This is a genomic window from Halolactibacillus sp. JCM 19043 (genome assembly GCF_001310395.1).
Taxonomy (GTDB): Bacteria; Bacillota; Bacilli; order Bacillales; family Amphibacillaceae; genus Halolactibacillus; species Halolactibacillus miurensis.
The window spans coordinates 101,840-126,791 of sequence record NZ_BAXD01000005.1; the positions used below are offsets into that span (position 1 = coordinate 101,840).

The following is a 24,952-nucleotide window of genomic DNA, read 5'->3' on the forward strand; positions in this document are numbered from 1 at the left end:
AAATGAAGATGATGAAACGTAGTGTATGGTCGCTCATAGCGATGGTCTTATTTTTTATTGTATTAGCAACACCATCAGTCTTAGCGGATGCCGCAAGTCACACGGTAACCTTTGATCCCAACAATGGCGAAGCAGAGACAAATGTCACGATAACAAGTGGACAACCCTTAACAGAAACAGAGGTACCTTTTGAAGCAATCACACATGACGCCTATGATTTTTTAGGATGGTTTTACGGAGACGATCTTGAGTATGAGGTGATTTTCCCGCTGACGATTAATCAAGATGTCGTGTTAACTGCCAAGTGGGGCGTACATACACCACCAAGCCCAGTAAAAAAAGATGGCTACCGCTTAATCTTCCAAGATGAATTCAACAATATGGATGGGACCTTAACGATGGCACTTGGGTGGATAAATATTTATCATCATGGACAAGAGAGCCGGCTTTAGCTCAACCGACGTATACATTAGAAGAGGGCGTTATGTCACTTGAAATTTATGAAGAGACCCGTCCGTGGGCGGAAGAATACGATGGTCAAACGGTCGTGAGTGGTTTTACGACTGGGAACCGAAATGGTCTTCATAATTGGACGAAAAATAATGTCGTAAGAAACCCTGTTGAAACAGAAGTGACACATATTAATCAATATGGTTATTATGAAATACGTGCGAAAACTCAACCAGGTTCATCACGACATTCAGCCTGGTGGTTAACCGGCTTTGAAGACCGTCCGGAACACTCAGCTGAAATTGATATTTTTGAAGTGTTAGGTAACAACAAACACGGAGTACCACGAGCCTTTCACGCGTGGAATGATCCATCACAACCTTTTAGCGGTGGAGCGAGTACGTATACCGATCCAACGGCTGACTTTCATCATGAATGGCACACGTATGGCTTTGACTGGCAAGAGGGGACAGGTGCTGGGGAGCATCCTGACCGCTTAGTCTTTTACGTTGATGGGAAAGACATTGGCGCAGTCAATACGAAAATTGATTACCCTATGATTCAATTGTTCTCATTGTATGAAAAACGTGCCGGTGGTTGGACAGGTCCATGGGAATGGATGCCTTATCCAAATAGTTTTGATATTGATTATGTAAGGGTTTATAAAAAGATACCAGAAGAAAATCAAGCCCTCTCAGCGAGCGAACTTGAAATAACGCAGATTCACCCGTCTACAGTCACTGTGACAGAAGGTGAAGCTGAACTGACAACCTACACCTCTTTTGTATTAGGAGAAGAAGGTACAGAGTATGTTGAACCAAACTTACCAAACACCTTATCTTATGTTGATGTGGAATGGAACGACGGCGTTGTGACACAAGAATTTGTGAAGTGGGACCCAATCACAGAAACAGACTTAGCCGAGCTCAATAACGGTGAAGGATTAACGAAACGCGGGCGATTAGTTAATCTACCAGAAAATACGCCTGGTTTAACAGAGGCGCTCTTAACAGTAGAAGTAACAGAAGCACCGCCGCTGCCTCCTTATAGTAGTATCAATCTCGGTAGCCAAAATGATCAGACCCAACTCGGTAAATTATTTGATGGCAACTATGAAAGTAATAGTGGGGAGTTTATATTCGAGTCAAATACGTTACCTGAGAATGAAGAAGTAAGTATCACGTATGACTTTAAACAGACAGTGCAACTCCATACCATTGAACTATCGACAAACTACGGGAATGACCAAGGGATCAAAGCCTTCCAACTGGCCTACTATGACGCCGAAACAGATACATGGATAACGTTAGAAGACACGTATACCGTTCCTTGGGCACCTGCCGGTAATTCGGAACGTGGTGAAACGCTTGTTGTGGAAGTTTCTGTACCAGAAACGACACAAGTCAAAATGATCTTAACTGATGTCGGTCTGCGTTGGGTCAATAAAATGGCGATGCGGGAGTTATCCTTTGCGGATCACGACGTGATCCTTGATTGGATCGCTTTACAAACGTTAATAAATGAAGCAGACCCATACACGCCTGATGGCTATACAGAAACCTCATTCGCGAGCTTTACTGACGTACTTAACGATGCTAAGGCACTTCTAGTGAAAGAGAATGTCACGCAAACAGACATTGATGCACACGTCTTAGCCCTACAAACAGCGATGAATGCACTCGAAACACTTCCAGCCATTACACCGCTAGATAAATCTCTTCTAATGGAGCGATTAGAAGAAGCGAAAGCAATCAGTAATGATGAACAAACGTATACTGATCCATCGTTCCGAGCTTTACAAGAGGCCATCCGACTCGTTGAAACCGAGATGGACAGTATTTCAACAGAGTCTGAATTGTCTCAGTTATTAGCTGATTTAGAAACTGCGCTCAATGGTTTAACCCTTGTCTCAAGTCCTGATGAAGGCGACCAAGAAGGACCGGTCGTACCTAATGAACCTGATACAGACAATCAACCAGAAGAAGACATAAATGGTGCGGAAGAAGAAGATCACACAGCTAATGATCAACCAACGACACCATCGGAAGACCAGGCGTCATCATCAACAGATGATACAACGTCAGATGATGATTCAACAGGTCACACGCTTCCTAATACGGCAACCAACATGTATCTGTTTGTCATGTTAGGTTTAATGTTGATATGTAGTGGCGTGATGGTTTTTACCTATACAAAAAAGAAACGCGCTTCGTAGTCAAGAGTCAATTGTAAAACAGGTAAGAGCCACGTTGTATAAAGGCAGCGTGGCAGCTAGTCCTGTTTAAGTCATGGGATATCAATGAAGGATGGAAAGAATAGCCTCAACAAATGTTCAATGAACCAGTAAAAAAAGCCGATGTGGTCATTGAACGAGGTGTGCTATGATATAGGGATTAAACTGAAAGCGGTGTCACGTATGTTAATGAAAAACACACTCGAGGCGAAGATGCGTACAGCTTTTTCGCTCATTTTTATTGTTATCATTTCTCTAGTCGGGATGATTATGTTTCATATGATTAATCAGTCATTTCGTACGCACAGTGACCAAACCCTTGGTCATGTCGTCGAGGCGAATTTAGATTTATTACATAATCATTTAGATAATCTGGACCGCTTCACCAACCTGATCGCCAATGACCCAGACGTCCAGCGAGCGGTCGGGTATCGCAATCGGACAGAACAAATTGATTACGCGATTGAGTTAAAGAATCAACGACTCGTTCATGAACGCCTTCAACAACTTACGCTGGTGCCTTATATTAAAAACGCTTATATTATCGGCGAATCTGGTCATATGTTGTATTCTTATAAGAAAAACGTGCGGAATGAATATAACTTTTATGATGCCCCTTGGTTTAGCGATGTGATTGAAAATGACCGATTTAGTGATAATTATTTTACCGGCTTTCATCCAACCGACTATTTACTCAATCACCAAGAAAAACAAACGATTTCAATTATTAGGCAGATTCAAAACACCTTTTTATTTGCGCCGACAGACCGGTCTTACTTAGTCTACGATATCGATTTATCCGCCATTCTATTAGAAAATACACTCGATCAAGACCTAAATATTCTAATTAGTAATGGCACAGAGTGGGTCTACTTACCGGAATCACTGACGTTGTCACATCAACAACTCATGGCCGTAGGGGAGACATTGTCTGATTCAGACGTTGATACGGTGATAGAAGAACCATTTGGACAGGGGGCTGATTTACTCGTTAGGTCGAATGTGATCAGGCCAACCGGTTGGCAAATGATTGGGGTAAAGAAGATGTCCAGTGTGACCGCATTTGAGTGGAACTTACTCACGGTCATTCTGACCGTCATCATCGCTTCCGCGATCTTAATTACCATTGTCTCAGGGCTGTTATCAAAAAGTATGCTAGTGCCGATGAGACATGTGATCGATAACTTTCATCAGATTTCAAAAGGGCATTATGACGTCACTTTTGATAAGTCAAGCAGTGACGAAATTAAAGAACTATCAGATGCGGCTGAAACGATGGTCCATAACATTACCTCTCTAACGGCGCACTTAGTGATGAACAGAAAAAAGTATCGGAGGAACAAATGCGGGTGCTTCAAAATCAAATTAATCCACACTTTTTAAATAATGTGCTCCAGTCGATTAAGGCACTGGCCATAAATAAAGAAAGTGAGAAAATCTCACACTTATCGACCTTGCTCGGTAAAATGTTGGAGTACGCGGTCTATCAACCGTATGCCCGTGTGCCGTTAAAAGTTGAACTCACCTATCTAGAACATTATTTGGCGATTCAAAACATTCGCTTTGATGCTCATATTAGGCTCGATCTTGTATTACCTAAAAAATTCGAAGATATTCTTATTCCAAAGTTACTGCTTCAGCCGCTGATTGAAAATGCCATCTTACACGGTCTCAGTGGCAAAAAAACGGGCCAAATCACGTTACTCGTAGAAGAAGAAGGCGACGATTTAGTCCTCGTAATGACGGATGATGGCCGCGGCATGTCAGCTGATGAACTTCAGGCGTTACGGGTGAGTTTAGACCAAGTAGATGCGTCACAAACGAATATTCAAAGCATTGGACTAGCGAACGTATATAAACGCTTGACGCATGAATTTACCCGCGCCGCCTATTTAGCTGTCTATGCAACGGAAGGAACGGGTACCACCGTTGTGATTAGCTTACCTAAACGATTATTAAACCAGCATAAGGAGGAAAATGATGACACTATCTGTCGTACTCGTTGATGATGAAGCTTTAACGATTCAATTACTCACGCACCTTATAAACTGGCAATCACTTGACTTAACACTCGTCGGTACGGCAAGTAACGGGGTGGAAGCACTCGAAGTGATGGAAGAAACCAAGCCTGATATCGTGATCACCGATATTAATATGCCTAAGCAATCGGGACTGGATCTTATTAAACAGACAAAAACAGCCTCACACCAACCGGCGTTCATTTTAATTAGCGCCTACAGTGACTTTCGTTATGTCCAAGAGGCGATGAAGCTCGGTTGTCATGACTATATTTTAAAGCCGATTGATGAACATGAATTAGCTCAAGCCATTACCCATGTTATCGAAAAAATCTTAGGTGAACGACAGATTGAGACGATGATTGAACAACATGACCAAGAGTTAAAACGGTTGTATCTGAAAAATTACTTATTCTCAGGCCAACCGATCGACTTGTTAGCGGTTCGTGCTGAGGATTATCCGGTGGACTTTCGTCACTACCTTGTTTTAATTATTAAACTACAGTATCAGTCCATGGAGGAGTTCAATAAAGCCGGTCATATGAGTCAGGATCATAAGCAGAAAGTAGAGCGGACGATGTCAGGTGTGTTAGGTGATACGGGGCATGTCATCTTTGACTATCACCAAGAGGCTTGGGTATGTCTCATTTCACAGGTGTCCCCCTCTGAAATGGGTCATCTCGCCAAACTAATCGTGCAACAGCTACAAGAGGTGAGTCCGTTATCCTTTCATGCTTGTTTTAGTCACGTCTATCATACGCTAACCGACCTTAATCAAGCTTATGAAGAAGCGAAGCTTTTGACACGGTATACGATGTATTTAGATACCGATACGGTTCTTGGCTTTAGCTACAACATGGACTCTAAAGCATTTAAAGAACTAAATACAGAAAGCTTACTAAAAGAACTTCATGACAGTATCAAACAAAAGTCCTTTCAACAGGCGAAAAAGGTGTTGGATGATTTGTTTGCTGTCTCCAAACATATTAATCCTGAAGCACTAGAGACGATTTATGAGACGTGCTATCAGATTACGACACTCATTCAAAGCACTTTAGTTGCTCAAGACATAGAGAATGACGAGACGACCCGTCTTCTTAAAACATCGTATGAGGAAATCAAACAGTTAACCGATTTAAAACAACTCCAAGCGTTTATGCATCAGTTACTGTATGTGGCACTGTATGATCATGACCATCAAGATGCGCGGTACAGTCGATTAGTTCAAGATGGTATTCGGGTGATTAAAACAAAATACCAAGAGAATTTAAACTTAGAGACGATTTGTGATGAAATCGCGGTAAGTAAAAACTATTTTAGTTATTTATTTAAACGCGAAGTCGGTATGAACCTTTGGCAATATTTAACCGAGTACCGGTTAAAGAAAGCGAAACGACTGTTACTAGAATCAGAGCTAAAAAGTTATGAAATCGCTTTTCAAGTCGGTTATGATAACCCGAGTTATTTTTCGATGGTGTTCAAGAAATATGAAGGCATGACGCCAAATCAATATCGACAAAAGAACGTAATAAAGTAAAAGAAATCAAGAATGGATTGACTGTTTATTCACTCAAAAGACGATTAAGGTTAAATAGAGACATAATAAAGGAAGATAAATGGAGGGAAATGGCATGATAATGTCAATGGAACCAAATGAATATTGGTATGGCGGCTATGTACACGATGGGATCAAACAACCCATCTCAGCGCGAGATGACTACACGTGTGACTCGCGTCTAAATACGAGTCCTAATCAACTGATGCCGTTATTTTTATCAACGAAAGGACGGGTCATGTATCAAAAAGAAGGTTTTGTCGTAAGGTTTAATAAGGGCACGATTGAACTACCTGATACAGTAGAGGTGATTACAGGACAAAAAGATTTGCGCGGGGCTTATGTATATGCGATGCAACACTTTTTCCCGTTTCAATCCATCACATTAGCCGAGGAATTATTTACTCAACCGGTCTATAACACGTGGATTGAATTAACGTTTAATCAAAATCAAAAAGACGTGCTTCGCTATGCCGACGGTCTTCTTTCGAGTGGTCTTCCGGCTGGTGTTTTAATGATTGACGATGGTTGGTCAGATTATTACGGTAAATGGTCATTTAACCAAGGGAAATTTCCTGATGCGAAGAGAATGATTCAAACGTTAAACGCTAAAGGTTTTCACGTGATGTTATGGATATGTCCTTATATTACACCGGACACGGTCGAGTACCGTTATTTAAAAGATCATGATTTATTAGTGAAAAATCCAGATGAGACTATCTTTATCACCGAGTGGTGGAACGGACACTCCGCTGTACTCGACTTGACTAATCCAAAAACGCGTCACTGGCTTGACCAACAGCTACAACAACTTAAAGACTTAGGGGTGGCTGGCTTTAAATTTGATGGGGGAGACAGTCTATATTACCGCGAGGATAACGTTACTTACCGACCGGTAACGCCAGATGAGCATTCGTTACTTTGGGCAGAGTTTGGCTCGCGTTTCGCTTTTAACGAATTTCGGGTGACGACACATGCCGGTGGCCTATCATTAATGCAGCGACTTTGCGATAAAGACCATGATTGGGGCGACACAGGTATTGCCTCACTGATGCCTAATAGTCTCCTACAAGGCATTACCGGGCATCCGTTTTGTTCACCGGATATGATTGGCGGGGGCGAATATTTAAACTTCTTAGAACTGGAGTCACGTGCCTAGATCAAGAATTATTCGTGCGTCATAGTGAGATTGCCTCACTGATGCCGATGATGCAGTTTTCAGCTCGACCGGACCGATTTTTAGATGAGGATTATATGGCGGCGATTCTGAATGGTGTCAGTGAAAGAGCGCGTTTAAGTGAGGTGTTGCTTCAAGCGGTTCAACAAGCAAAAACAACCGGTGAGCCGATTGTTCGCTACATGGTGTATCAGTTCCCAGATGAAGAAGTTGCTGAGGTGACCGATCAATTTATGTTAGGGGACACGTTACTTGTTGCTCCAATCTATCAAAAGGGCGCAACGAACAGATCTGTCTATGTACCGAAAGGGACGTGGAAAATGGCGGATCAGCTTATTGATAGCCAGGGAGAAATGATGACGTTAACGAATACGTTTGGCGTGCCGATCGTTTTAGAGTACCAGGCGCATTAATTAACGAGCTACCTTAATGTACGTTAGGGTAGCTTTTATTTATCTTAAGCACGTGATTAACTCGATCGCGTATCGCTTTATGATACGAACGTAATTTGTTGATAGAAAGAGCATAATATCCTTGATTTATTAACAACTGAGAGTTTTGTAAGATGAGTGTATAACATTTGAAAGGAAGATGAACATGAAAAAGAAAACGCTTACCCTATTGATTAGTTTAGTATTAACCTCGCTATTATTAATGGCGTGTGGTGGAGAGGATACCTCAAGTGATGCTGATACCCCTTCATCAGATGAGACAAATGAAGAAGTGATTACCCTTAGAATGATGGGGTATAACCCAGAATCAAGTCGCGCACAATACTTAGCTTATCTTGATGAACAACTGCCAAATATCAAGGTTGAATTTGAGTTTGTGGCACTTGATAACTTTAACAACGTGTTAAATTCACAACTTCAAGCAGGAGAAGGTCCTGACATTATTGAAGTCGGTGGCGAAGCAAAACTATTGGCGCGTGCTAATTACTTATTAGATTTAACGGAATATGACTTTATGTCAAAATACGCTGCCTCAGGAACGGCCCCGTATTCTGTTGACGGTAGTGTCTATGCCGCACCGTTACAATCATGGTTTGAAGGTTTCTTCTACAACAAAGCCATCTTTGATGAATACGGCGTAGAGGTTCCGCGTTCACTGGATCAATTAATCGCGGTCAGTAAAGAACTAGAAGCACAAGGCATGACACCACAAGCAATGGGAGCGCAGTCTTGGGAACCGATGATGAAACAAAGCATTGGGATTGTGAACAATGAATTCTATTCAAACGAAGACAACATGGCATTTAACGATCAATTTAACGAAGGTGAAGCAAAGCTTTCTGAAGCTTGGTTACCGTACGTAGAAGAATGGTACCGCCTGATTGAAGAAGGCATCTTAAAAGAAGAGATGCTTGGCTTAAGTTACGATCAAGCATTGGATGATTTTGCGACAGGTAAAGCAGCGATGTGGCAAAGTGGTCCGTGGGCTATTGAAACGATCTATGAGAAAAATAGTGATATTGAGTTAGGAATGTTCCTATTCCAGGGGTAGAAGAAGGTCCAGGTTGGCTGATAGGTGGCCCGGGTTCCGCGCTTGCGATTAATGCGAACTCAAAACATGTCGATGAAGCCCTTGCGGTATTAGAACTCACCGCAACTGAAGAAGCTCAACATAAACTTGTCGCAGATAATGCCGGTAGCTCATTTTTAACAGGGGTAGAAGTTGACTTAGGTGAGGTGTATGCCGATAGTGAAGAAGCGTTCAAGTTAGGGAATGTTTATGCCCCTTGGACTGCCTCATGGTTCTCAGGTAACCCGATTGTTGAATCATACGGTAAGTCACTTCAAGAGGTATTAAGTGGCACGAAGACGGTAGAAGAAGCACTTCAAGATGCCGATGAGACGAACCAAACATTAATTGATACGCTAAATTAAGCGGATGTGGACAGAAAGGATCGGTCAGAGACCCGATCCTTTCACTCACAAATAAACCGTTAAAAATCTGTGAAGGGGTTTTCTTATGTACGGTAAGAAAAGAGAACGTGTATTTCTACTGATGATTTTACCAGCCTTTGTTGGTTTCTTTATTCTTTTTATTGTTCCGACACTGATGTCATTTTTCTATAGTTTAACGAATTGGTCTGTTTATAATGCCGATTTAGATTTTGTTGGTTTAGCGAATTATAAGCAATTATTTAGTGATACAAAAACAATGGCGAGTATTAGTAATACCGTCAAGTATGCAGTGTTAATCACTATCTTCCAAAATATCGTCGCCATTTTACTGGCGGTCTTTCTGAATAAGAAAATGAAAGGGGCTAATTTTACTAAGTCACTTGTCTTTCTTCCAGCCGTGTTAAGTATTTTAGTCACAGGTTTCTTGTTCCAATACATTATGAGTTCCTCTGATTTTGGACTCTTTAACCGCATCATTCAGTTCTTTGGTGGTCAACCTATTAACTGGCTAGGGGATGCTGATCTTGCTTTATACTCTGTTTTAATTACGCAAGTATGGCAGTGGTCCGGTTGGTCTATGGTGATCTATATTGCGAATTTAAAAAGCATTGACTCTGCTCTATATGAAGCCGCAGATATCGATGGCGCTGGCAGTGTCCGTAAATTCTTTACGGTGACATTACCACTACTTTATCCAGCAGTCTCGTTTAATATATTAATGAGCTTAATTGGTGGTATGAAAGTCTTTGATGTCATCTTTGCGATGACTAAAGGTGGTCCGGGTTATGCGACAGAGACCATCATGACAACGATGATTAGAGAAGGATTTAACAGTGGACGAAATGCTTATGCCTCGGCGCTCGCGGTCGTGTTCTTTATTGTCGTCTTTATCCTATCACGCATAGTCATTATCTTCTTAAATAGATGGGAGCGAAAAATATCATGATGAGAAAAAAAGCGACCACATGGTTATATCGGTTAGGCTTTGTGCTTATTTCAATCGTCGTCGGCTTACCCCTCTATTACTTAGTCGTGACGACATTTAAAACGCCAGAAGAAGCGGCGTTAAGTCCTCTTGGATTACCAAGTTCCTTAAACTTTGCGAATTATGAACGGGCTTTAGAAGCGATGAATTACGGGAATGCGTTAAAGAATAACTTAGTCATTACCGTTTCCGCCGTGATTTTGTTAGTCGTCTTCGCCTCTATGGCTGCCTATGTGATTTCTCGCAGTCAATCGAAACTATTTAAAACGATGTACAATATCTTTTTAGTCGGTTTAATTATTCCGTTTCAAATTGCGATTGTACCGTTATATCAAATCATTTCTGGTTTAAATTTAATGAATACCCATACGGGCGTAATTTTAGTCAGTGTGTTCTGTATTAACTTACCGCTATCGATTTTCTTATTACGGGGATTCATTAGTACCGTCCCAGTTGAATTAGAAGAAGCGGCATTTCTAGACGGATGCGGGACGTTTAAAACGTTTTGGCTAGTGATCTTCCCGTTATTAAAACCGATTATTTCAACGGTCGTTATTCTGAACGCGTTGGCGATTTGGAATGACTTTTTAACACCGTTACTGTTCTTGCAGTCACCAGATAAAGCGGTCTTACTCCAAGAAGTCTATAAAAACGTTGGACCATTCTCAACGAACTGGACATCGTTCTTCCCAATGTTAGTCCTATCAGTCTTACCACTTGTTGTCTTCTATATTATGATGCAAAAACGTGTCATTGAAGGCGTTGTAGCTGGTTCTGTGAAAGGTTAATCATTTAATGCTATTCATGACAAAAGCCCTTTATTAGCATGTGCTAATAAAGGGCTTTTGCTGGTTGTTCTTTCTTCACATCTATTACATAAGACAAAGCGTTGACTGACACTGGGTATACTTAGGTAAGGAGAAGATAGTTAATGGAATTGTCGTGTCAGCACAAACGTTTTTGTCTTAACGTAAACCGTCTTTAACTAATTCTGCTTGTACTTTTTCCGCTAACATTAAGTAGTTATCCCACGCATCGTTACGAATGGTAAAGCCGCTTGAAGCGTAATCGCCACTTTCGTCAATCGCTGGTAACTCAGAAAGGTCAAGTAAGTCTTGTGTTGCGACTACTTTTTCATTTAAAGCATCCATTTGAACGTTGAAACCAATGCGTGAGGGTTCATCATAAATAACACTTTCATATTTTGATTGGCGGTAATATTGTTTTAAAGCTGGGTCTTCAATATCATCTGGATGATCGGCAAAGATCTCATCATAGCGAACAGATGTAATTGTCTCACCATCTAACACGACTTGTAAGAATCCCGTTAAGCCGCCACCGATATCTTCAGCAATCCCGTAGTATACCTGACTTGTTTCTTCACTCATTTGCGCATCAATCTTTTCAGCCATTGGTAACATGGATTGATGAATACTATTTGATGCCCCACTCACCACATCAAATTCACCTGTTAAGGTTTGATTGTCTAACATTTGTTGTTCAACTAAGACAACACTTTGAATCCAAGCCGCACCTTTTTTCTCACCCATACTGAAGTTATATTCAGATAGACGTTTCGGTACGTTTTGGAAGAAACGGTTATAGTAGTTCGGACGTGTCATTTCGTTAAATTCAATATACGCAATCCCGTCATCGTTTTTAACAACTTCAAGTGTCCCAAGGTGACCTTGTCTAAAGCGTTCTTCGGTGTAGTAGTAGCTCCCTTTAATTAACCCACTTGGTGGTTGAGCTGACCAATCAAGGGTGGTCATTTCATATTCCCCATTTTCTGTTGCCGCGCTTGTCGTATCGGCGGTGGTGTCTTCTTTGTCTGTTTCTGGTTCTTCTGCTTGAGCGTTACTATCACTTTCTGTCCCGCAAGCGCTAAGTAAAAGCAGCGCGCTAAAAGCTAAAACCATCATAAATGACGCAAGATATTTTTTCATGTTGTGAACTCCCTTTTCAATTGTGATGTATTGCACATGTTGTGCACGCTTCTCATCATAAAGGAGTTGATCAGAATTTTTAAGTCATTATGTCCAGTTCCACCCGTTAAAATGTACAGGTCTGATATGAAAGTAAAATAGCGTTTACGCTTGGTCTCTAAATTGTAGGGGGGTGAGTCCGGTTTCTTTTTTAAAGACGCGACTGAAGTATTCCGGATTGCGGTAACCGAGCCGGTCACTGATTTCGTATAATTTATCGGTTGTGGTCAGGAGTAAGACCTTGGCCCGATAGATTTTTACCTGAATCAAGTAATCACCAAGCGTCAGTCCGGTTTCTTTTTTAAATGTATCCGCTAAGTAGTTCTTATTCACAAATAGCGCATCCGCAATCATTTTAATCGTCACTTTGTCATCTGTTGTTAAGGCAAACTGACAGACCTTTTCAATCAGAGGCTGCTTAGCGGATGTGTAAAACAACCGCTTCACTGGGCAAGCGATGGTCTCCATCGCATCGGTAAGGGCTTGTTTGTTATCTATTGTTACGGTAAAAGGCAGTTGAAACCTTAAGTACCAAGGAAATCTCTGTAGAATACCTTTTGTCACGGCTTCGAGACACGTGTCTATTTGTGCTTTAAGACGCTCTATGTCAGTCGCTTCATCTAAGTCTTTAAGAAATGGTTGGATCCATGACAGAGCGTCTTGCTTAAGAGTGATACATTGGATGATAGCGGCTATTTGTTCATCATCAACATGTTGACGGACAGCTTGTTGGTCTAATTGTTGTTTTAATGCTGCTAAGCTCCGTTGTAATTCACGCGCATTGACGGGTTTCACTAGGTAGTCGGTAATGTTGTAGTGAATCGCTTGTTTGGCATATTGAAAGTCTTCATATTCACTTAAGAAAATGACATGCGTCTCAATCGACGCTTCACGCATCGCTTTTAGTAAATCAATCCCGTCCCAGCCGGGCATTCGAATATCTGTAATAATGAGATCAACGTCATGTTCCAACAGATAGTGAAAAGCTTCTTGTCCGTTAGGGGCTTCATGGACGACGGTAAAGCCATGTGCTTCAAAGTCTGCCTTTCGTTTGAGTTGTTTTAAAAAAATCTCCCAGTCATCGACAATCATCACCCGATACATGGCCGACACATCCTTTCGCTTTGATAGATATAAATACATATATATAGTCTGGCGCTTTAATTTTTACTTTCAGTTAGTCAATTCAATGCCTTCATCACGCTTTTGGAAAGACTAACGTTACCGTCGTTCCTTTTTTCAGGCGACTTTCAAGCTGAACCGAACCACCGAGCGCTTCCATAATCCGTTTGACCGTTGAAAGACCAATACCGGTGCCTGTCTGATGTCCCGTTGTAAACAAGTCCCACACATGTGGTAAATCATCCGGGGCAATCCCACAACCATTATCCGTGACCAAAACAGAAAGTGTATCTTCTGTTTCAACGGAATCAATCATAAGTAATAGCGGTTCGTCTTTTCTTTTATAGGTGACAGCGTTATCTAAGACATTAAGAAACACTTGTTTGATTAACACCGCCTCACCTAATACGGTTGGTAACGGCTTGTTGAATATGACCGTGAAGTCATGTGAGAGTCGGAGTTGATCTAACACATCGGTGATGACCGGTTGTAGTGGGACACGCTCTTTTTCAATCGTTGCTTGATTGACGCGTGAATAGTGAAGCAACCGCTCAATCAGACGAATCATATCAGCAACAATGTGACGGATAGAAGCGAGAGCATCTTTAGTCTCACCTGATAGATTATGTTCATCCTCTTCAATCATTTCCGTATACGCATCAATCGCACGAATCGGTGTTTTTAAGTCGTGTGAGACGACATAGTTAAAGCGTTCGAGTGTCTCAATTGAGGCATGTAAATCTTTCGTGCGCTTGTTGACCCGTCGTTCTAAATCACTATTTAAGCGTGTCACTTCCTCCATCGCTTCTTCAATATCCGTCATATCCCGAATCATCGCGACGAGCCTAGGCTCACCTTCTTTTAACTGGATTTTTTTCAAGTGAATCGACCAAACCAACGTCTTACCGCTGTGTGCTAGTACCGTCATTTTCTTTTCGATAAAGCCACCTTGCTGTTCCAGTTCTTGTAGCCAAGCTTTTCCTTTCACTTCGCTAAATAGCTGACAAAAATTTGTGCCAATCAGTTGGTTTTCGGTTAAGTCTAAGGTTGAGTAGATTGAAGGGGAGGCGTTCACAATCGTTCCGTCTAGCATTAATTCTAAATAAATATCCTGCATCTGTTCAAAAATGGCTTGATAGCGTTCATAGGTCGTCTTAAAGGCGCGTTCATTCGTTAGCGTCTTTTCGACATACCGCATCGTGACACCGGCCATAATCATAAACAGAAAACTCGAAAGAAATAACGTAAGTGAGGTCTTTGGATTCGGTGGTAAGAGCCAATCGGTTAAAGGGACCTCATCAATCAGAGTATATTGCACAGCTAAAATGAACGAAATAAAGAGTAAGCCGCCGCCTAAAAATCCAGTAAGAACGCGTCCGTTATAACGCATACTCTCATCTGTTTCTAAATTAAACAGTTGACGAATGCGAGGTAATAAAAGTACCGTGTCCACAATAAGTAACAACATCATCTCCATAAAGATACCGCGCACAGAAAAGTACCAAACAATCTCTGATTGAATCGAAGGGAAAGCCTCTAGATTCCACGGTGGTGGATTAAGTGTCATCAATGGTTGAAACAGTAACGCATAAATCAGTAGTCTTACTACAGAATAAAACAGTTGAATCATCATCGGGTGGTTCCATCGCGTCGGTCTTTTATCACGCCAATCTTTACCTAAGCCGTGGAACACAATCCAAACGTATAACACCAACATCCCGACAAATGAGCCGTAACCATTCATATATCCTAAGATAAACGGGTATAAGAAAGTAAGCCCGCAGGTAATACTAAGAAGACCAAAACGTAACCCGTACGCTAATGTAATAACAAGGGGGAAGGCGATACTCCAGATGAAATTAAGTTGAAAATCACCAAACGGAATCCGGATCGCGTAGCCACTAAATAATAGACCAATCAGTCCGAAACTCACACTAATAATAAATTTTTTAATAAATGGTTGGGAGGTGAGGAGAGTCATTTTCGGCATATAGGTGTTCCTTTCTCGATGTTTTTTCATCATGTCTCACGCAGTAACAACTTTGTACAATCTTTCACAAAAATAAAGCTGTCTCTCATTATAGTATAGACCGATCGTTTTTGGCGAGTGTAAATATGACGAATCCATGAATAGTTTTTAAATGATTTGGCGATGATACAACAGACATCTAGAAGATAATTGTAGTGTGAGTGACTTGATTTTTACGTATTGTTAAGTAGGAGTGTCAATCAGCTATCGTTGAAATTAGAAAAAGCAAGAAAAGAAAACGTTTTAAAAATTTAATAAAAACTATTTACAAAATAAAAATAAAGTTGTAAACTGTTATCAAATAAAACTTTTAGGGGTGAGTCACATGAACAACGCTTTTTTTGAAAAAGCACAACGTTTTGGTAAATCTTTTATGTTGCCGATTGCCGTATTACCTGCAGCAGGGTTATTACTCGGTATTGGTGGCGCCTTTAGTAATCAAGCAACTGTAAACGCTTATCCGTTTTTAGATGTCGCCTGGCTACAAGCGATCTTTACAGTGATGAGTTCAGCCGGTAGTATTATCTTTGGTAACTTGCCAATCATCTTCGCTGTTGGGGTTGCGATTGGATTAGCACGTAGTGATAAAGGAACGGCAGGCCTTGCGGCTGTCCTTGGTTTCCTCGTCATGCATGCGACGATTAATGCGGTCCTGATCATCAGCGGGGAGCTCGCAGAGACAAACATCGCCGGAGTCGGTCAAGGATTTGTCTTAGGGATTCAGTCATTAGAAACAGGCGTGTTTGGTGGTATTCTCGTCGGGATCATGACGTATATGTTACACCAACGCTTCAACAAGATTGAATTACCACGCTTTTTAGGTTTCTTTGGTGGATCACGGTTTGTGCCAATTATTACATCGTTTTCAGCTATTATTCTTGGTGTTATTATGTTCTTCTTTTGGCCAATCGTTCAATCAGGTATCTTTAGATTAGGTGACTTAGTAGAAGCTACGGGTTATGTAGGGACGTTAATCTATGGTTTTGTCTTACGTCTCCTTGGACCATTTGGCTTACATCACATTTTCTACTTGCCATTCTGGCAAACGTCACTTGGTGGATCAATGGTTGTCGATGGTGCTTTAATCGAAGGGACGCAAAATATCTTCTTTGCGCAATTAGCTCAAGCTGATAGCGTGAGCCAGTTCTATATTGGAACGGCACGCTTTATGTCCGGTCGTCACATTACGATGATGTTCGGTTTACTCGGGGCATGTTTAGCGATTTATCATACGGCTAAACCAGAAAACAAGAAGAAAGTTTTTGGTTTAATGCTGTCAGCTGGTTTAACATCATTCTTAACTGGTATCACAGAACCAATTGAATTCTCGTTTCTTTTTATCGCACCGGTTCTCTATGTTGTCCACGCTTTCTTTGATGGTGTCGCTTTTATGATGGCACATATCTTTGAGATTACAATTGGTCAAACATTCTCAGGTGGTTTCATTGACTTCTTACTCTTTGGTGTCTTACAAGGGGTAGAAAAAACAAACTGGATTTACGTACCAATTGTCGGTGTTCCTTGGTTCTTCTTGTATTACTTCACGTTCAAAGTCTTAATCAAGAAATTCAACTTTAAAACACCCGGTCGTGAAGACGAACAAGAAGAGACAGTCGAATTTTCAAAAACAGAACGCGCGTCAAAAATCATTGAAGGTCTTGGCGGCGAGAAAAATATTAAAGATGTCGATAACTGTGCGACACGCTTGCGTGTTAGTGTCTTTAATGGCGAAATCGTCGATCAACAATTATTAAAACAAACGGGTGCTCACGGGGTTGTCTTAAAAGGCAACGGGGTTCAAGTTATTTACGGACCGCAAGTCAGCAACATTAAAAATGAAGTAGAAGAAGCGATGGGAGCTAATTAATATGAGTTTTTTAAAAGAGTTGAAAGGACCATTCGTGGTGTCTTGTCAAGCATTAGAAGACGAACCTCTCCACTCATCTGATATTATGGCGAAGATGGCCATTGCCGCACAGATGGGCGGAGCGGACGGTATTCGCGCCAACTCGGTATCAGATATCAATGCGATCAAACAAGCGGTTGACCTTCCGGTCGTCGGCATCTTAAAACGCGACTACGACGATTCAGACGTCTTTATTACCGCGACCAAAAAAGAGCTTGATGAGCTCTTTACGTCAAGCGTTGATATGATCGCCCTTGATGCGACAGGACGCACGCGTCCAGGTCGTGAGTCGTTAGAAGACTTGGTACGTTATGCGAAAGAGCAGCGTCCAGATATTGAACTAATGGCGGATGTGTCATCAGTTGAAGAAGCAGTCATGGCTGAACAGTTAGGTTTTGATTGTGTCTCGACCACGCTCATTGGTTACACAAAAGAAACAGAAGGTCAATCACTGTTTGATGATGACTTTAGACGATTAAAGGAAATGAAACAACAGTTATCGATCCCTGTTGTCGCAGAAGGTAAGTTAAACACACCAGAGCTTGCGAAAGAAGCACTGGAAAACGGCGCAGATTTTGTGGTAGTCGGTAGTGCGATTACCCGCCCACAACTGATTACTGCGCGCTTTAAAGAAGTGATTGACACGCGTCACAATGGCTAATGTGACAAAAGAGTTTTGTGGCTAGAATTCTTAGAGCTTTTACCTTAACAACACCTATTGTAAGATAATAATGTTTTTCTCATTTGATAAATGAAGAGCCTGATGCGTGAGTAGTGACACGCATCAGGCTCGTTTTATTTTTTCGATTTATAATTTTTTAACGCCGTTAAGGTTTTATCGTAATTGTATTGACTCGTGTCATCTTGCATCAACAGCAGCGTTAAAATATCAATCACATATAAAATCGAGAGCTGACTGTTGAGTAAGCCTTTTGTTTTAAAAGCACGCATACTGTAGGTGAATAAGGTGACATCACTAAAGGCGGTTAGCTTTGTATCGACGTAGTTAGTCATGACTAAAATATTGGCTTTGTTTTGTTTGGCGAGTTCAAAACTATCAATGATCTCACTCGTCTCACCAGAAGACGAAATCGCGAGCACACAGTCCTCTTCTGTCATAATCGCACTGGAGAGAATCATACTATGCGAGTCATGGTATGTATCGACTTTGTATCCCATCCGCTGGAGTCTTAGTTTAAACTCTTCCCCTGATAACCCCGAACTACCAAGTCCGAAGATATGAATCCGTTTCGCTTGCTTAATAATATTTACCGCTTCAATATAGTCTCAATCGTTGATAAGGATTCTGATGATTCAACGACCGACTGGTACATATGATTGACTAAGGCCATCGCATCATCCGACTCAACCTCTTCTTCAATCGCATCACGCAAAGAGATTTTCAGTTCGACAAAGTTTTTTGCGCCAACTTTATGGCTAAAGCGGGTAATCGTCGCAACCGATACACCAGCGGATTCAGCTAAGTCTTTAATATGCATATTCGCAATCTTAGGGTAGTGGGCTAACACATAGTCAGCGACCTTTTTTTCTAATTTACTTAATGATTGATAATGTAGTTGGATTTGATTTAATACAGACGTCATTATTTGTCTCCCTTTTTACATAGGTTTTCATGGCCATGTTAAATAGCATGGAAAAAATGAAAGTGATTTACACCTTTCATTATACATTGAAAACTGGACGGATTAAAGGCGTTACTATATTTAGTATCTATTCTGAAAATAATGTGAAAAGCACTGACGAAGGAAACAAAAAACAGTGAAATTACTGACGTTCGTCTTGTCAGGTCCCTCTTGAAGCGGTAATCTATAAAGGAGTGCCTTATGTGACCATAGGAACTGACAAAGGGAGGAAACAAGATGTACCGGGTCATTCATCAATTAAAAGAACGAAACTTTGACCGAACGATTACGAAAAGCGAAAAAGCCGTCCTTGATTATTTAGAAGCCCATTTCAATCAGATCCCGAAATATACGGTCGTAAAAATCGCACGAGAAAGTTATACGTCTCAAGCGACGATTAATCGCACCGCAAAATTACTCGGATTTAAGGGCTTTAGTGAACTAAAGTATGCGATTAAAGAAGATGTAGATTTACTGTCGAGTGAAACACAAACACACATTAGAAATACAGAATATATTTTATCAAAAATTAATTTCTCGCAAGTAGATAGCTTGGTTAAACATCTTTATCAGCACCGTCGCACCATCCTCATCTTTGGTTTAGGTGCTTCTAATGTTTCTGCTCAATATATGGCTAGACAATTTTTATATTTTGGGATTCCGGCGATTGTTGTTTCTGAACTACAAATGTTGAATCAATTTAAAGGTTATACCTTACTCATTCTCTCCAGTTCTGGTGAAACGCAGCGCTGCCTCCAGATGCTTGAGAATGCTAAGCGTGCCAATATGTTCATTTTATCTATCACAAAGAAAGCTTCCTCCATTAGTGAAAACAGCACGTATACCTTCGTTCATGATGTCCCCGTAGATAAAATGGAGGGTATTTCTCGTGAACAACAGTTACATATGATTTTAATGATCAATGAAGTCATTAACAAACTAAAGCTTAATTACTTTCATCATACGACGTAATAACTATTTAAAAGATCTTCTATCTCACGCCTTTTAATTGCTTATGCTAAAGGTGTGAAAAGAGATCTTTTTGTTTTGGATAATTATCCGTCTCTTTGAAACGCACGGATAAATGTAAGCGCTATACTTAGGGTGTCATCAACACATAAGGGGGATATCATGAAACGAGATATTAGAATTTTAATGCATACACACTGGGATAGGGAGTGGTACTTTACAAAAGATGAAACAAAGGTGTTACTAAGAAACCATATGCAAGATGTCATGGACTATTTAGAAGAAAATCCAGAGACCATTTATATTTTAGATGGGCAAAGTGTTATGATTGACGACTACCTAGAACTGGAACCAACACAAGAACCACGGCTGAAGCGACTCATTCAATCAGGCAATTTAAGTAGGACCGTGGTATACACAAACGGATTTATTACTTGTCCACGGGGAATCCATTTTTAGAAATCTCTATTACGGCATTAAACGCGCACGAGAATTTGGTGAGCCGATGCTTGTCGGTTATGCACCAGATACATTTGGACATGCGAGTCAAATGCCGCAAATCTATCAACATTTCGGTATAGAGTCAACTTTCTTTTGGCGGGGCTTTAGTGAGTTAAAAGCAAAGAAGTCCGACTTTTTGTGGGAAGGTATTGATGGGACACAAATTTTCGGTGTGAACTTAGCGACAGGGTATCAGGGGGCAAAGTATTTAGAAAGTGACGCTTCACTACTAAGTGAGAGAATGGCAAAGTTAATGAGTGTCCTTGATGCTTATTCTGCTTCAAATAGCCGCTTAATTATGAATGGACACGATCAAATGCCACTTCAACGTGACATTAAACAAGTCATAACGGCGCTAGAAAAGCTGTATCCAGAAGATAACTTCTCACTCACAGATTTTGAAGGTTATCTTCACACACTAAATAAAGAAGACCTTGAGATTGTTAAAGGCGAGCTGACTGATAGTAAACATGCGCGTATCCACCGCACGATCGGCTCAACTCGGATGGATATTAAACTCTTAAACAATGAGATTGAAACGAAGTTGTATCACACCTTAGAGCCACTGGCAGTGATTGGTGAACGGGTCGGTATCCCGTACCCCCACGGTGTGGTTGAAAAAGTCGCCAAGCTATTATTCGGTGCGCATGCGCATGACTCGATTGGTGGGTGTAATAGTGATGCGGTTAATCAAGATATTAGGCAGCGTCTCATTAACGCAAAAGAAATGGTTGACACACAAATTGACCTGCATTTAAGACTACTGACGATGGCTAATAAAGAGACGGATCAGACAATCGTGATTGTGAACCCACTACCAGAAAAGCGCACCGATGAGATGGTGTCACTTGAGATGATCACGCGTACAAAAAACTTTCTTCTTTATGATGAATCGGGACAAGAGATTGACTACGTGATTGAACATCAACAAATAGAAGATGCTGGTTTAATTGATCGTCAAGTGGCGGCGAGACTTAAAGACATTCAAGTCTACCGCACGAAAGTCTATGTGAGCGTGGACGAGATGCTTGGGCTATCTGCGCGTTACGTCACTTACGAAGAAGTTGAGACAGAAAGAGCTGAAGAGGTACAATCAATAGAGTCCATGATAGAAAATCAATTTGGTCAACTATTTATTGAAAACAATCAACTACATTACCGCCATAAAGCAACGAATCGCCTCTTTACCAACGTCCTTTCGATTGAAAATAGTGGGGATGCGGGTGACAGTTATGATTACTCACCACCGGTGAATGATTGGGTGCTTAACAGTAAGGACGTGGGTGAGCTGTCCTATCAGGTTGAGAAAAGAGATCTATCAGAGGTGATCCAGTTAACGATTGCTTTTGATGTTCCGAGTCATCAGACAGAACGAGAAAACAAACAAGCAACGACGCAGGTAGAATTTACTGGGACGTGTCGATTATTTAACAATGATCCGAAAGTATACGTTGAACTGAATCACACAAACGTAACAGCTGATAGTCGTTACCGACTTGTGTTTCACACGGGAATAGTCACCAATCAAGTGAAAGTAGATGGTTATTTATCTGATCAATTTAAACCAGTGTATTTAACAGAACCGTTAACGATTTGGGAACAAGACAACTGGGTTGAAAAACCAGTCAGTATCGAAACGATGCAAAGTTATTTATCATTAACAGCTGATGATCAATTTAACCTCTATACGAAAGGGCTAAAAGAATATGAAGTAGTTGGTGATTGCGCTTATCTTACCTTGTTTAGAACGTTCTCTCACCTAGGTAAACGAAATCTTGTGAATCGACCCGGTCGTCCGTCAGGTATTGAAATCAAAACACCAGATAATCAATTAACCAACACAACCTTTACGTTTAACTGTGCGTTTGATTTTGAACAAATCGAGACGCAAAACAAACAAGCCAAAAGCTATCTCACACCATTTGTTGCTTACCAACGAAAAGCATTTAATCGCTTTAATATTAATCCAAGACCTAACGTTGCATTAGACGAAGCTGATGTCACCCTAGACTTAGGACAGTGTGTGGTCTCAGCGGTGAAATGTACAGAAGACAATCAGTTATTTGTCCGGTTATATAATCCAATGTTTGAAACAGAGAACTTAACCTTACCTCCAGGTACGCAAATAGCGAATGCGATGGAAGAATCCCTTCATGTTGTTGAACAAGTAGAGGTTAGGCCCCAACAAATTATCCAGTTTATATTACATCACTAAGAAGAAAAGAGGCAGTTATATGACAAACTTTAAAAAGAATTTCCAAAGCTTCGGAAAGTCGCTCTTATTCCCGATTAGTTTACTGTCATTTATGGCGATATTCCTTGGACTTGCCGCAGCGCTCCAAAATCCGAATATTATTGAATTTATGCCCTTTTTAGATAATACCTTCTTACAAAACATTTTAGGTATGATTAGAAAAATATCAGCCCTCCCATTCGGGTATTTACCGTTATTATTCGCGATGTCGATTCCACTTGGCATGGTGAAGCGTGATAAAGAAGTGGCTGTTTATGCAGGCGCTGTTGGGTATATTGCGATGCTCATCGGGATGAACTATTTCCTTTCGTTACAAGGATATACGCCTGAGACAACATCGATTGCCTACTTAATGGAAACCGAAGGTTTAAGTCAAGTGGAGGCAACGTTACTCAATGCCCGTTTTACAAGTACGCTTGGGATCTTTGTTTATAACACGAACGTGATTGGTGGTATTATCGCTGGTTTAATGGGCGTCTACTTACACAATAAGTTTAGACAAACAGAACTGCATGCGGCGCTGACATTCTACAGCGGCAAACGTTTTGTGCCGATTATCTCGGCTTTAGTGATGGTTGTGGTTGGTATTGGCTTAACGTTTGTATGGCCAATTGTTAACGCAGGTATCATCAATATGGGTGAATTAATTAGTGAAACAGGATTGTTTGGTACGTTCCTCTATGGATTTACTGAAAAAATCATTAATCCAACGGGCTTGCACCACATCTTAAATCAAACGTTTAGATTCACCGCTCTGGGTGGGGTAGAAAATATTGATGGTCATTCACTTGTCGGTGCCTTACAGATTTATCTGTATCAATTAGATAATAATTTACCGTTCTCAACAGATGCGACTCGCTTCTTAGCACAAGGTAAGATCTTACACATGGTGTTCGGTATGCCAGCAGCCGTCTTGGCGATCTACCGGATGGCGTTACCGGAAAAACGTGAGAAAGTCTTAAAGTTCTTCCTAGCCGGTTTAACAGCGGTGATTTTAACCGGTATTACCGAACCGATTGAATTTACCTTTATCTTTATTTCACCTGTCCTTTGGATCGTAAATGCGATCTTTGCGGGATTAGCGTTCTTAGTCCCAGCTATTTTTGATGCAGGAATTGGGAATATTCAAGGGGGAATCATTGACTGGTTAGTTTTTGGTGTCTTCCAAGGACTTGAAACGAAATGGTACATTTACTTAATTGCCGGTCCGATATTCTTCGCAATGTATTATTTCAGTTATACGTTTATTATCCGTAAGTTTAACGTCTTAACAATTGGTCGTCGAAAGACGACTTTGAAGATGATGAAGAGGATGATACGGAAAACGTGCCAGTCAAAGAACAGGATCGTAAGACGGCTGAAAACATCATTGAAGGATTGGGGGGCTTACCAATATTGTCGATGTCGATAACTGTATTAGTCGTTTGCGTGTAGAAGTGAAAAATGGCGAGCTTGTGAAAGAAGCGTATTTAAAGAAAACCAACCCCAATGGTATTGTGCGTCCGGATGCTAACACCGTACATGTTGTCTATGGTGGCCGGGTCTCTAAGATGCGTAACATTGTTGATAACTATATGTATGAACAAAAAGCGTAAGCGTTAATGAGCTATCACAAGAATTAAACACACAAATAAAAGCAAAGCAGTGACTGACGGATTAATGCTAAGTCATCCGTCATTCACTAATAAATAAAAGAGGGATGTTGATGATGAAAAAAAATAATATTGTCTTAGTCGGTGGCGGTTCAACGTGGACACCAGGTATTTTAAAAGCGATGACGACACATTTAGATCAGTTCGCCTTAAACCGGGTCGTGCTATATGATGTTGATCAAAAGCGTCAAGAAGTGATTGGTGAGTTTGCGAAGATTCTCTTTAAAGAAGAAGCACCGGAGGTAGAGGTTGTGTATACGACCGATAAAGAAGTCGCTTATAAAGAGGTTGATTTTGTTTTCTGTCAGATGCGTACGGTGGATTTGATATGCGTGAAAAAGATGAAAAGATTCCCCTTCAACATGGCGTCATTGGTCAAGAAACGTGTGGACCGGGGGGCTTTAGTTACGGATTGCGTTCGATTCGTGATATGGAAGAGATGGTACGTGACGTACGCCAGTTAAGTCCAGATGCTTGGATTTTGAACTATACGAATCCAGCGGCGATTGTCGCGTTAGCGCTTGATAAAATCTTCCCTCAAGAAGACAAAATCTTAAATATTTGCG

General features: G+C 41.0%; 22 protein-coding genes and 2 pseudogenes. 19 read left to right on the plus strand and 5 right to left on the minus strand.

The genetic code is table 11. The features are described from left to right. The first annotated feature begins 2 nt into the window (after positions 1-2). The 11 genes from JCM19043_RS04780 (at position 3) to JCM19043_RS04825 (ending at position 11,113) form a co-directional block, all read left to right on the plus strand. Entirely contained in the window at positions 3-452 is a 450-nt protein-coding gene (locus JCM19043_RS04780) for an InlB B-repeat-containing protein (RefSeq protein WP_062320462.1), read from the plus strand. Beyond that, positions 410-2,665, plus strand: a complete 2,256-nt coding sequence (locus tag JCM19043_RS04785) for a family 16 glycosylhydrolase (protein ID WP_156321336.1) — start codon at positions 410-412, stop codon at positions 2,663-2,665. The genes JCM19043_RS04780 and JCM19043_RS04785 overlap by 43 nt, the downstream gene beginning before the upstream one ends. Before the next feature lie 201 nt (positions 2,666-2,866). Further along, a complete protein-coding gene (locus JCM19043_RS04790) occupies positions 2,867-4,066 on the plus strand; it encodes a sensor histidine kinase (RefSeq protein ID WP_231631398.1) in 1,200 nt (399 codons plus the stop codon). Beyond that, positions 4,027-4,689, plus strand: coding sequence for a sensor histidine kinase (locus JCM19043_RS04795; RefSeq protein ID WP_062320466.1), 663 nt, complete (start codon positions 4,027-4,029; stop codon positions 4,687-4,689). The genes JCM19043_RS04790 and JCM19043_RS04795 overlap by 40 nt, the downstream gene beginning before the upstream one ends. After that, complete coding sequence (locus JCM19043_RS04800) at positions 4,664-6,238, plus strand: response regulator (protein ID WP_062320468.1); 1,575 nt, start codon at positions 4,664-4,666, stop codon at positions 6,236-6,238. Before JCM19043_RS04795 ends, JCM19043_RS04800 begins: the two co-directional genes overlap by 26 nt. Positions 6,239-6,332: 94 nt before the next feature. Beyond that, positions 6,333-7,415, plus strand: coding sequence for a glycoside hydrolase family 31 protein (locus tag JCM19043_RS04805; protein ID WP_197274740.1), 1,083 nt, complete (start codon positions 6,333-6,335; stop codon positions 7,413-7,415). A 14-nt stretch (positions 7,416-7,429) separates the two neighbouring features. Next, complete coding sequence (locus tag JCM19043_RS16285; protein ID WP_156321338.1) at positions 7,430-7,846, plus strand: TIM-barrel domain-containing protein; 417 nt, start codon at positions 7,430-7,432, stop codon at positions 7,844-7,846. Between the two features lie 184 nt (positions 7,847-8,030). Next, positions 8,031-8,936: an ABC transporter substrate-binding protein gene (locus JCM19043_RS04810; protein ID WP_062320470.1), complete on the plus strand. Its 906-nt coding sequence runs from the start codon at positions 8,031-8,033 to the stop codon at positions 8,934-8,936. A 185-nt stretch (positions 8,937-9,121) separates the two neighbouring features. Continuing rightward, positions 9,122-9,319 carry a hypothetical protein gene (locus tag JCM19043_RS04815; RefSeq protein ID WP_062320472.1) on the plus strand — a complete coding sequence of 66 codons (198 nt, stop codon included), beginning with the start codon at positions 9,122-9,124 and terminating at the stop codon, positions 9,317-9,319. Positions 9,320-9,404: 85 nt separating this feature from the next. Beyond that, positions 9,405-10,286, plus strand: coding sequence for a carbohydrate ABC transporter permease (locus JCM19043_RS04820; RefSeq protein WP_062320474.1), 882 nt, complete (start codon positions 9,405-9,407; stop codon positions 10,284-10,286). Then, on the plus strand, positions 10,283-11,113 hold the full coding sequence (locus JCM19043_RS04825) for a carbohydrate ABC transporter permease (protein WP_062320476.1): 831 nt from the start codon (positions 10,283-10,285) through the stop codon (positions 11,111-11,113). The genes JCM19043_RS04820 and JCM19043_RS04825 overlap by 4 nt, the downstream gene beginning before the upstream one ends. A 177-nt stretch (positions 11,114-11,290) precedes the next feature. Here the strand turns inward: JCM19043_RS04825 and JCM19043_RS04830 are convergent, their stop codons facing one another. The 3 genes from JCM19043_RS04830 to JCM19043_RS04840 form a co-directional block, all read right to left on the minus strand. Continuing rightward, the gene (locus JCM19043_RS04830) at positions 11,291-12,271 is read right to left on the minus strand and encodes a hypothetical protein (protein ID WP_197274741.1); all 981 of its coding nucleotides are present in this window, start codon (positions 12,269-12,271) and stop codon (positions 11,291-11,293) included. Positions 12,272-12,415: 144 nt separating this feature from the next. After that, positions 12,416-13,414 (minus strand): response regulator, encoded by a 999-nt coding sequence (locus JCM19043_RS04835; protein WP_062320478.1) that lies wholly within the window; start codon positions 13,412-13,414, stop codon positions 12,416-12,418. 94 nt (positions 13,415-13,508) lie between these two features. Beyond that, positions 13,509-15,422 carry an ATP-binding protein gene (locus tag JCM19043_RS04840; protein WP_062320481.1) on the minus strand — a complete coding sequence of 638 codons (1,914 nt, stop codon included), beginning with the start codon at positions 15,420-15,422 and terminating at the stop codon, positions 13,509-13,511. 364 nt (positions 15,423-15,786) lie between these two features. On the opposite strand from JCM19043_RS04840, the gene JCM19043_RS04845 reads away from it, so the two are divergent. Together JCM19043_RS04845 and JCM19043_RS04850 are read left to right on the plus strand one after the other, a co-directional pair. Further along, complete coding sequence (locus JCM19043_RS04845; protein WP_062320482.1) at positions 15,787-17,328, plus strand: PTS transporter subunit EIIC; 1,542 nt, start codon at positions 15,787-15,789, stop codon at positions 17,326-17,328. Between the two features lies 1 nt (position 17,329). Next, positions 17,330-18,028 (plus strand): N-acetylmannosamine-6-phosphate 2-epimerase, encoded by a 699-nt coding sequence (locus JCM19043_RS04850; RefSeq protein ID WP_062320484.1) that lies wholly within the window; start codon positions 17,330-17,332, stop codon positions 18,026-18,028. Between the two features lie 134 nt (positions 18,029-18,162). Here the strand turns inward: JCM19043_RS04850 and JCM19043_RS04855 are convergent, their stop codons facing one another. Both JCM19043_RS04855 and JCM19043_RS04860 read right to left on the minus strand, forming a co-directional pair. Continuing rightward, entirely contained in the window at positions 18,163-18,648 is a 486-nt protein-coding gene (locus JCM19043_RS04855) for an SIS domain-containing protein (protein ID WP_082394424.1), read from the minus strand. Further along, positions 18,636-18,971 carry a MurR/RpiR family transcriptional regulator gene (locus JCM19043_RS04860; protein ID WP_062320488.1) on the minus strand — a complete coding sequence of 112 codons (336 nt, stop codon included), beginning with the start codon at positions 18,969-18,971 and terminating at the stop codon, positions 18,636-18,638. Before JCM19043_RS04860 ends, JCM19043_RS04855 begins: the two co-directional genes overlap by 13 nt. Before the next feature lie 276 nt (positions 18,972-19,247). On the opposite strand from JCM19043_RS04860, the gene JCM19043_RS04865 reads away from it, so the two are divergent. From JCM19043_RS04865 to JCM19043_RS18640, 6 genes and pseudogenes are all read left to right on the plus strand, one after another. After that, positions 19,248-19,982, plus strand: a complete 735-nt coding sequence (locus JCM19043_RS04865; protein WP_062320490.1) for a MurR/RpiR family transcriptional regulator — start codon at positions 19,248-19,250, stop codon at positions 19,980-19,982. Positions 19,983-20,165: 183 nt separating this feature from the next. Next, positions 20,166-20,847 (plus strand): annotated as a pseudogene (locus JCM19043_RS18365) (alpha-mannosidase); the annotation flags it as partial. 123 nt (positions 20,848-20,970) lie between these two features. Beyond that, positions 20,971-22,695, plus strand: a complete 1,725-nt coding sequence (locus JCM19043_RS04875; RefSeq protein ID WP_304438232.1) for a hypothetical protein — start codon at positions 20,971-20,973, stop codon at positions 22,693-22,695. A gap of 19 nt (positions 22,696-22,714) precedes the next feature. Next, a complete protein-coding gene (locus JCM19043_RS04880) occupies positions 22,715-24,145 on the plus strand; it encodes a PTS transporter subunit EIIC (protein WP_197274742.1) in 1,431 nt (476 codons plus the stop codon). A gap of 13 nt (positions 24,146-24,158) precedes the next feature. Further along, the gene (locus tag JCM19043_RS16735) at positions 24,159-24,329 is read left to right on the plus strand and encodes a hypothetical protein (RefSeq protein ID WP_231631399.1); all 171 of its coding nucleotides are present in this window, start codon (positions 24,159-24,161) and stop codon (positions 24,327-24,329) included. A 179-nt stretch (positions 24,330-24,508) separates the two neighbouring features. After that, positions 24,509-24,909: pseudogene (locus JCM19043_RS18640) on the plus strand (6-phospho-alpha-glucosidase); the annotation flags it as partial. Positions 24,910-24,952: the final 43 nt, after the last annotated feature.

Excerpts from the sequence above, each read along its gene's own strand:
- JCM19043_RS04800 (WP_062320468.1), top strand. The coding sequence starts at position 4,664 with ATGACACTATCTGTCGTACTCGTTGATGATGAAGCTTTAACGATTCAA.
- JCM19043_RS04880 (WP_197274742.1), top strand. The coding sequence starts at position 22,715 with ATGACAAACTTTAAAAAGAATTTCCAAAGCTTCGGAAAGTCGCTCTTA.
- JCM19043_RS04780 (WP_062320462.1), top strand. The coding sequence starts at position 3 with ATGAAGATGATGAAACGTAGTGTATGGTCGCTCATAGCGATGGTCTTA.
- JCM19043_RS04825 (WP_062320476.1), top strand. The coding sequence starts at position 10,283 with ATGATGAGAAAAAAAGCGACCACATGGTTATATCGGTTAGGCTTTGTG.
- JCM19043_RS04835 (WP_062320478.1), bottom strand. The coding sequence starts at position 13,414 with ATGTATCGGGTGATGATTGTCGATGACTGGGAGATTTTTTTAAAACAA.
- JCM19043_RS04840 (WP_062320481.1), bottom strand. The coding sequence starts at position 15,422 with ATGCCGAAAATGACTCTCCTCACCTCCCAACCATTTATTAAAAAATTT.
- JCM19043_RS04805 (WP_197274740.1), top strand. The coding sequence starts at position 6,333 with ATGATAATGTCAATGGAACCAAATGAATATTGGTATGGCGGCTATGTA.
- JCM19043_RS04850 (WP_062320484.1), top strand. The coding sequence starts at position 17,330 with ATGAGTTTTTTAAAAGAGTTGAAAGGACCATTCGTGGTGTCTTGTCAA.
- JCM19043_RS04830 (WP_197274741.1), bottom strand. The coding sequence starts at position 12,271 with ATGAAAAAATATCTTGCGTCATTTATGATGGTTTTAGCTTTTAGCGCG.
- JCM19043_RS04810 (WP_062320470.1), top strand. The coding sequence starts at position 8,031 with ATGAAAAAGAAAACGCTTACCCTATTGATTAGTTTAGTATTAACCTCG.
- JCM19043_RS04820 (WP_062320474.1), top strand. The coding sequence starts at position 9,405 with ATGTACGGTAAGAAAAGAGAACGTGTATTTCTACTGATGATTTTACCA.
- JCM19043_RS04795 (WP_062320466.1), top strand. The coding sequence starts at position 4,027 with ATGCGGGTGCTTCAAAATCAAATTAATCCACACTTTTTAAATAATGTG.
- JCM19043_RS04845 (WP_062320482.1), top strand. The coding sequence starts at position 15,787 with ATGAACAACGCTTTTTTTGAAAAAGCACAACGTTTTGGTAAATCTTTT.
- JCM19043_RS04860 (WP_062320488.1), bottom strand. The coding sequence starts at position 18,971 with ATGACGTCTGTATTAAATCAAATCCAACTACATTATCAATCATTAAGT.
- JCM19043_RS04790 (WP_231631398.1), top strand. The coding sequence starts at position 2,867 with ATGTTAATGAAAAACACACTCGAGGCGAAGATGCGTACAGCTTTTTCG.
- JCM19043_RS04865 (WP_062320490.1), top strand. The coding sequence starts at position 19,248 with ATGTACCGGGTCATTCATCAATTAAAAGAACGAAACTTTGACCGAACG.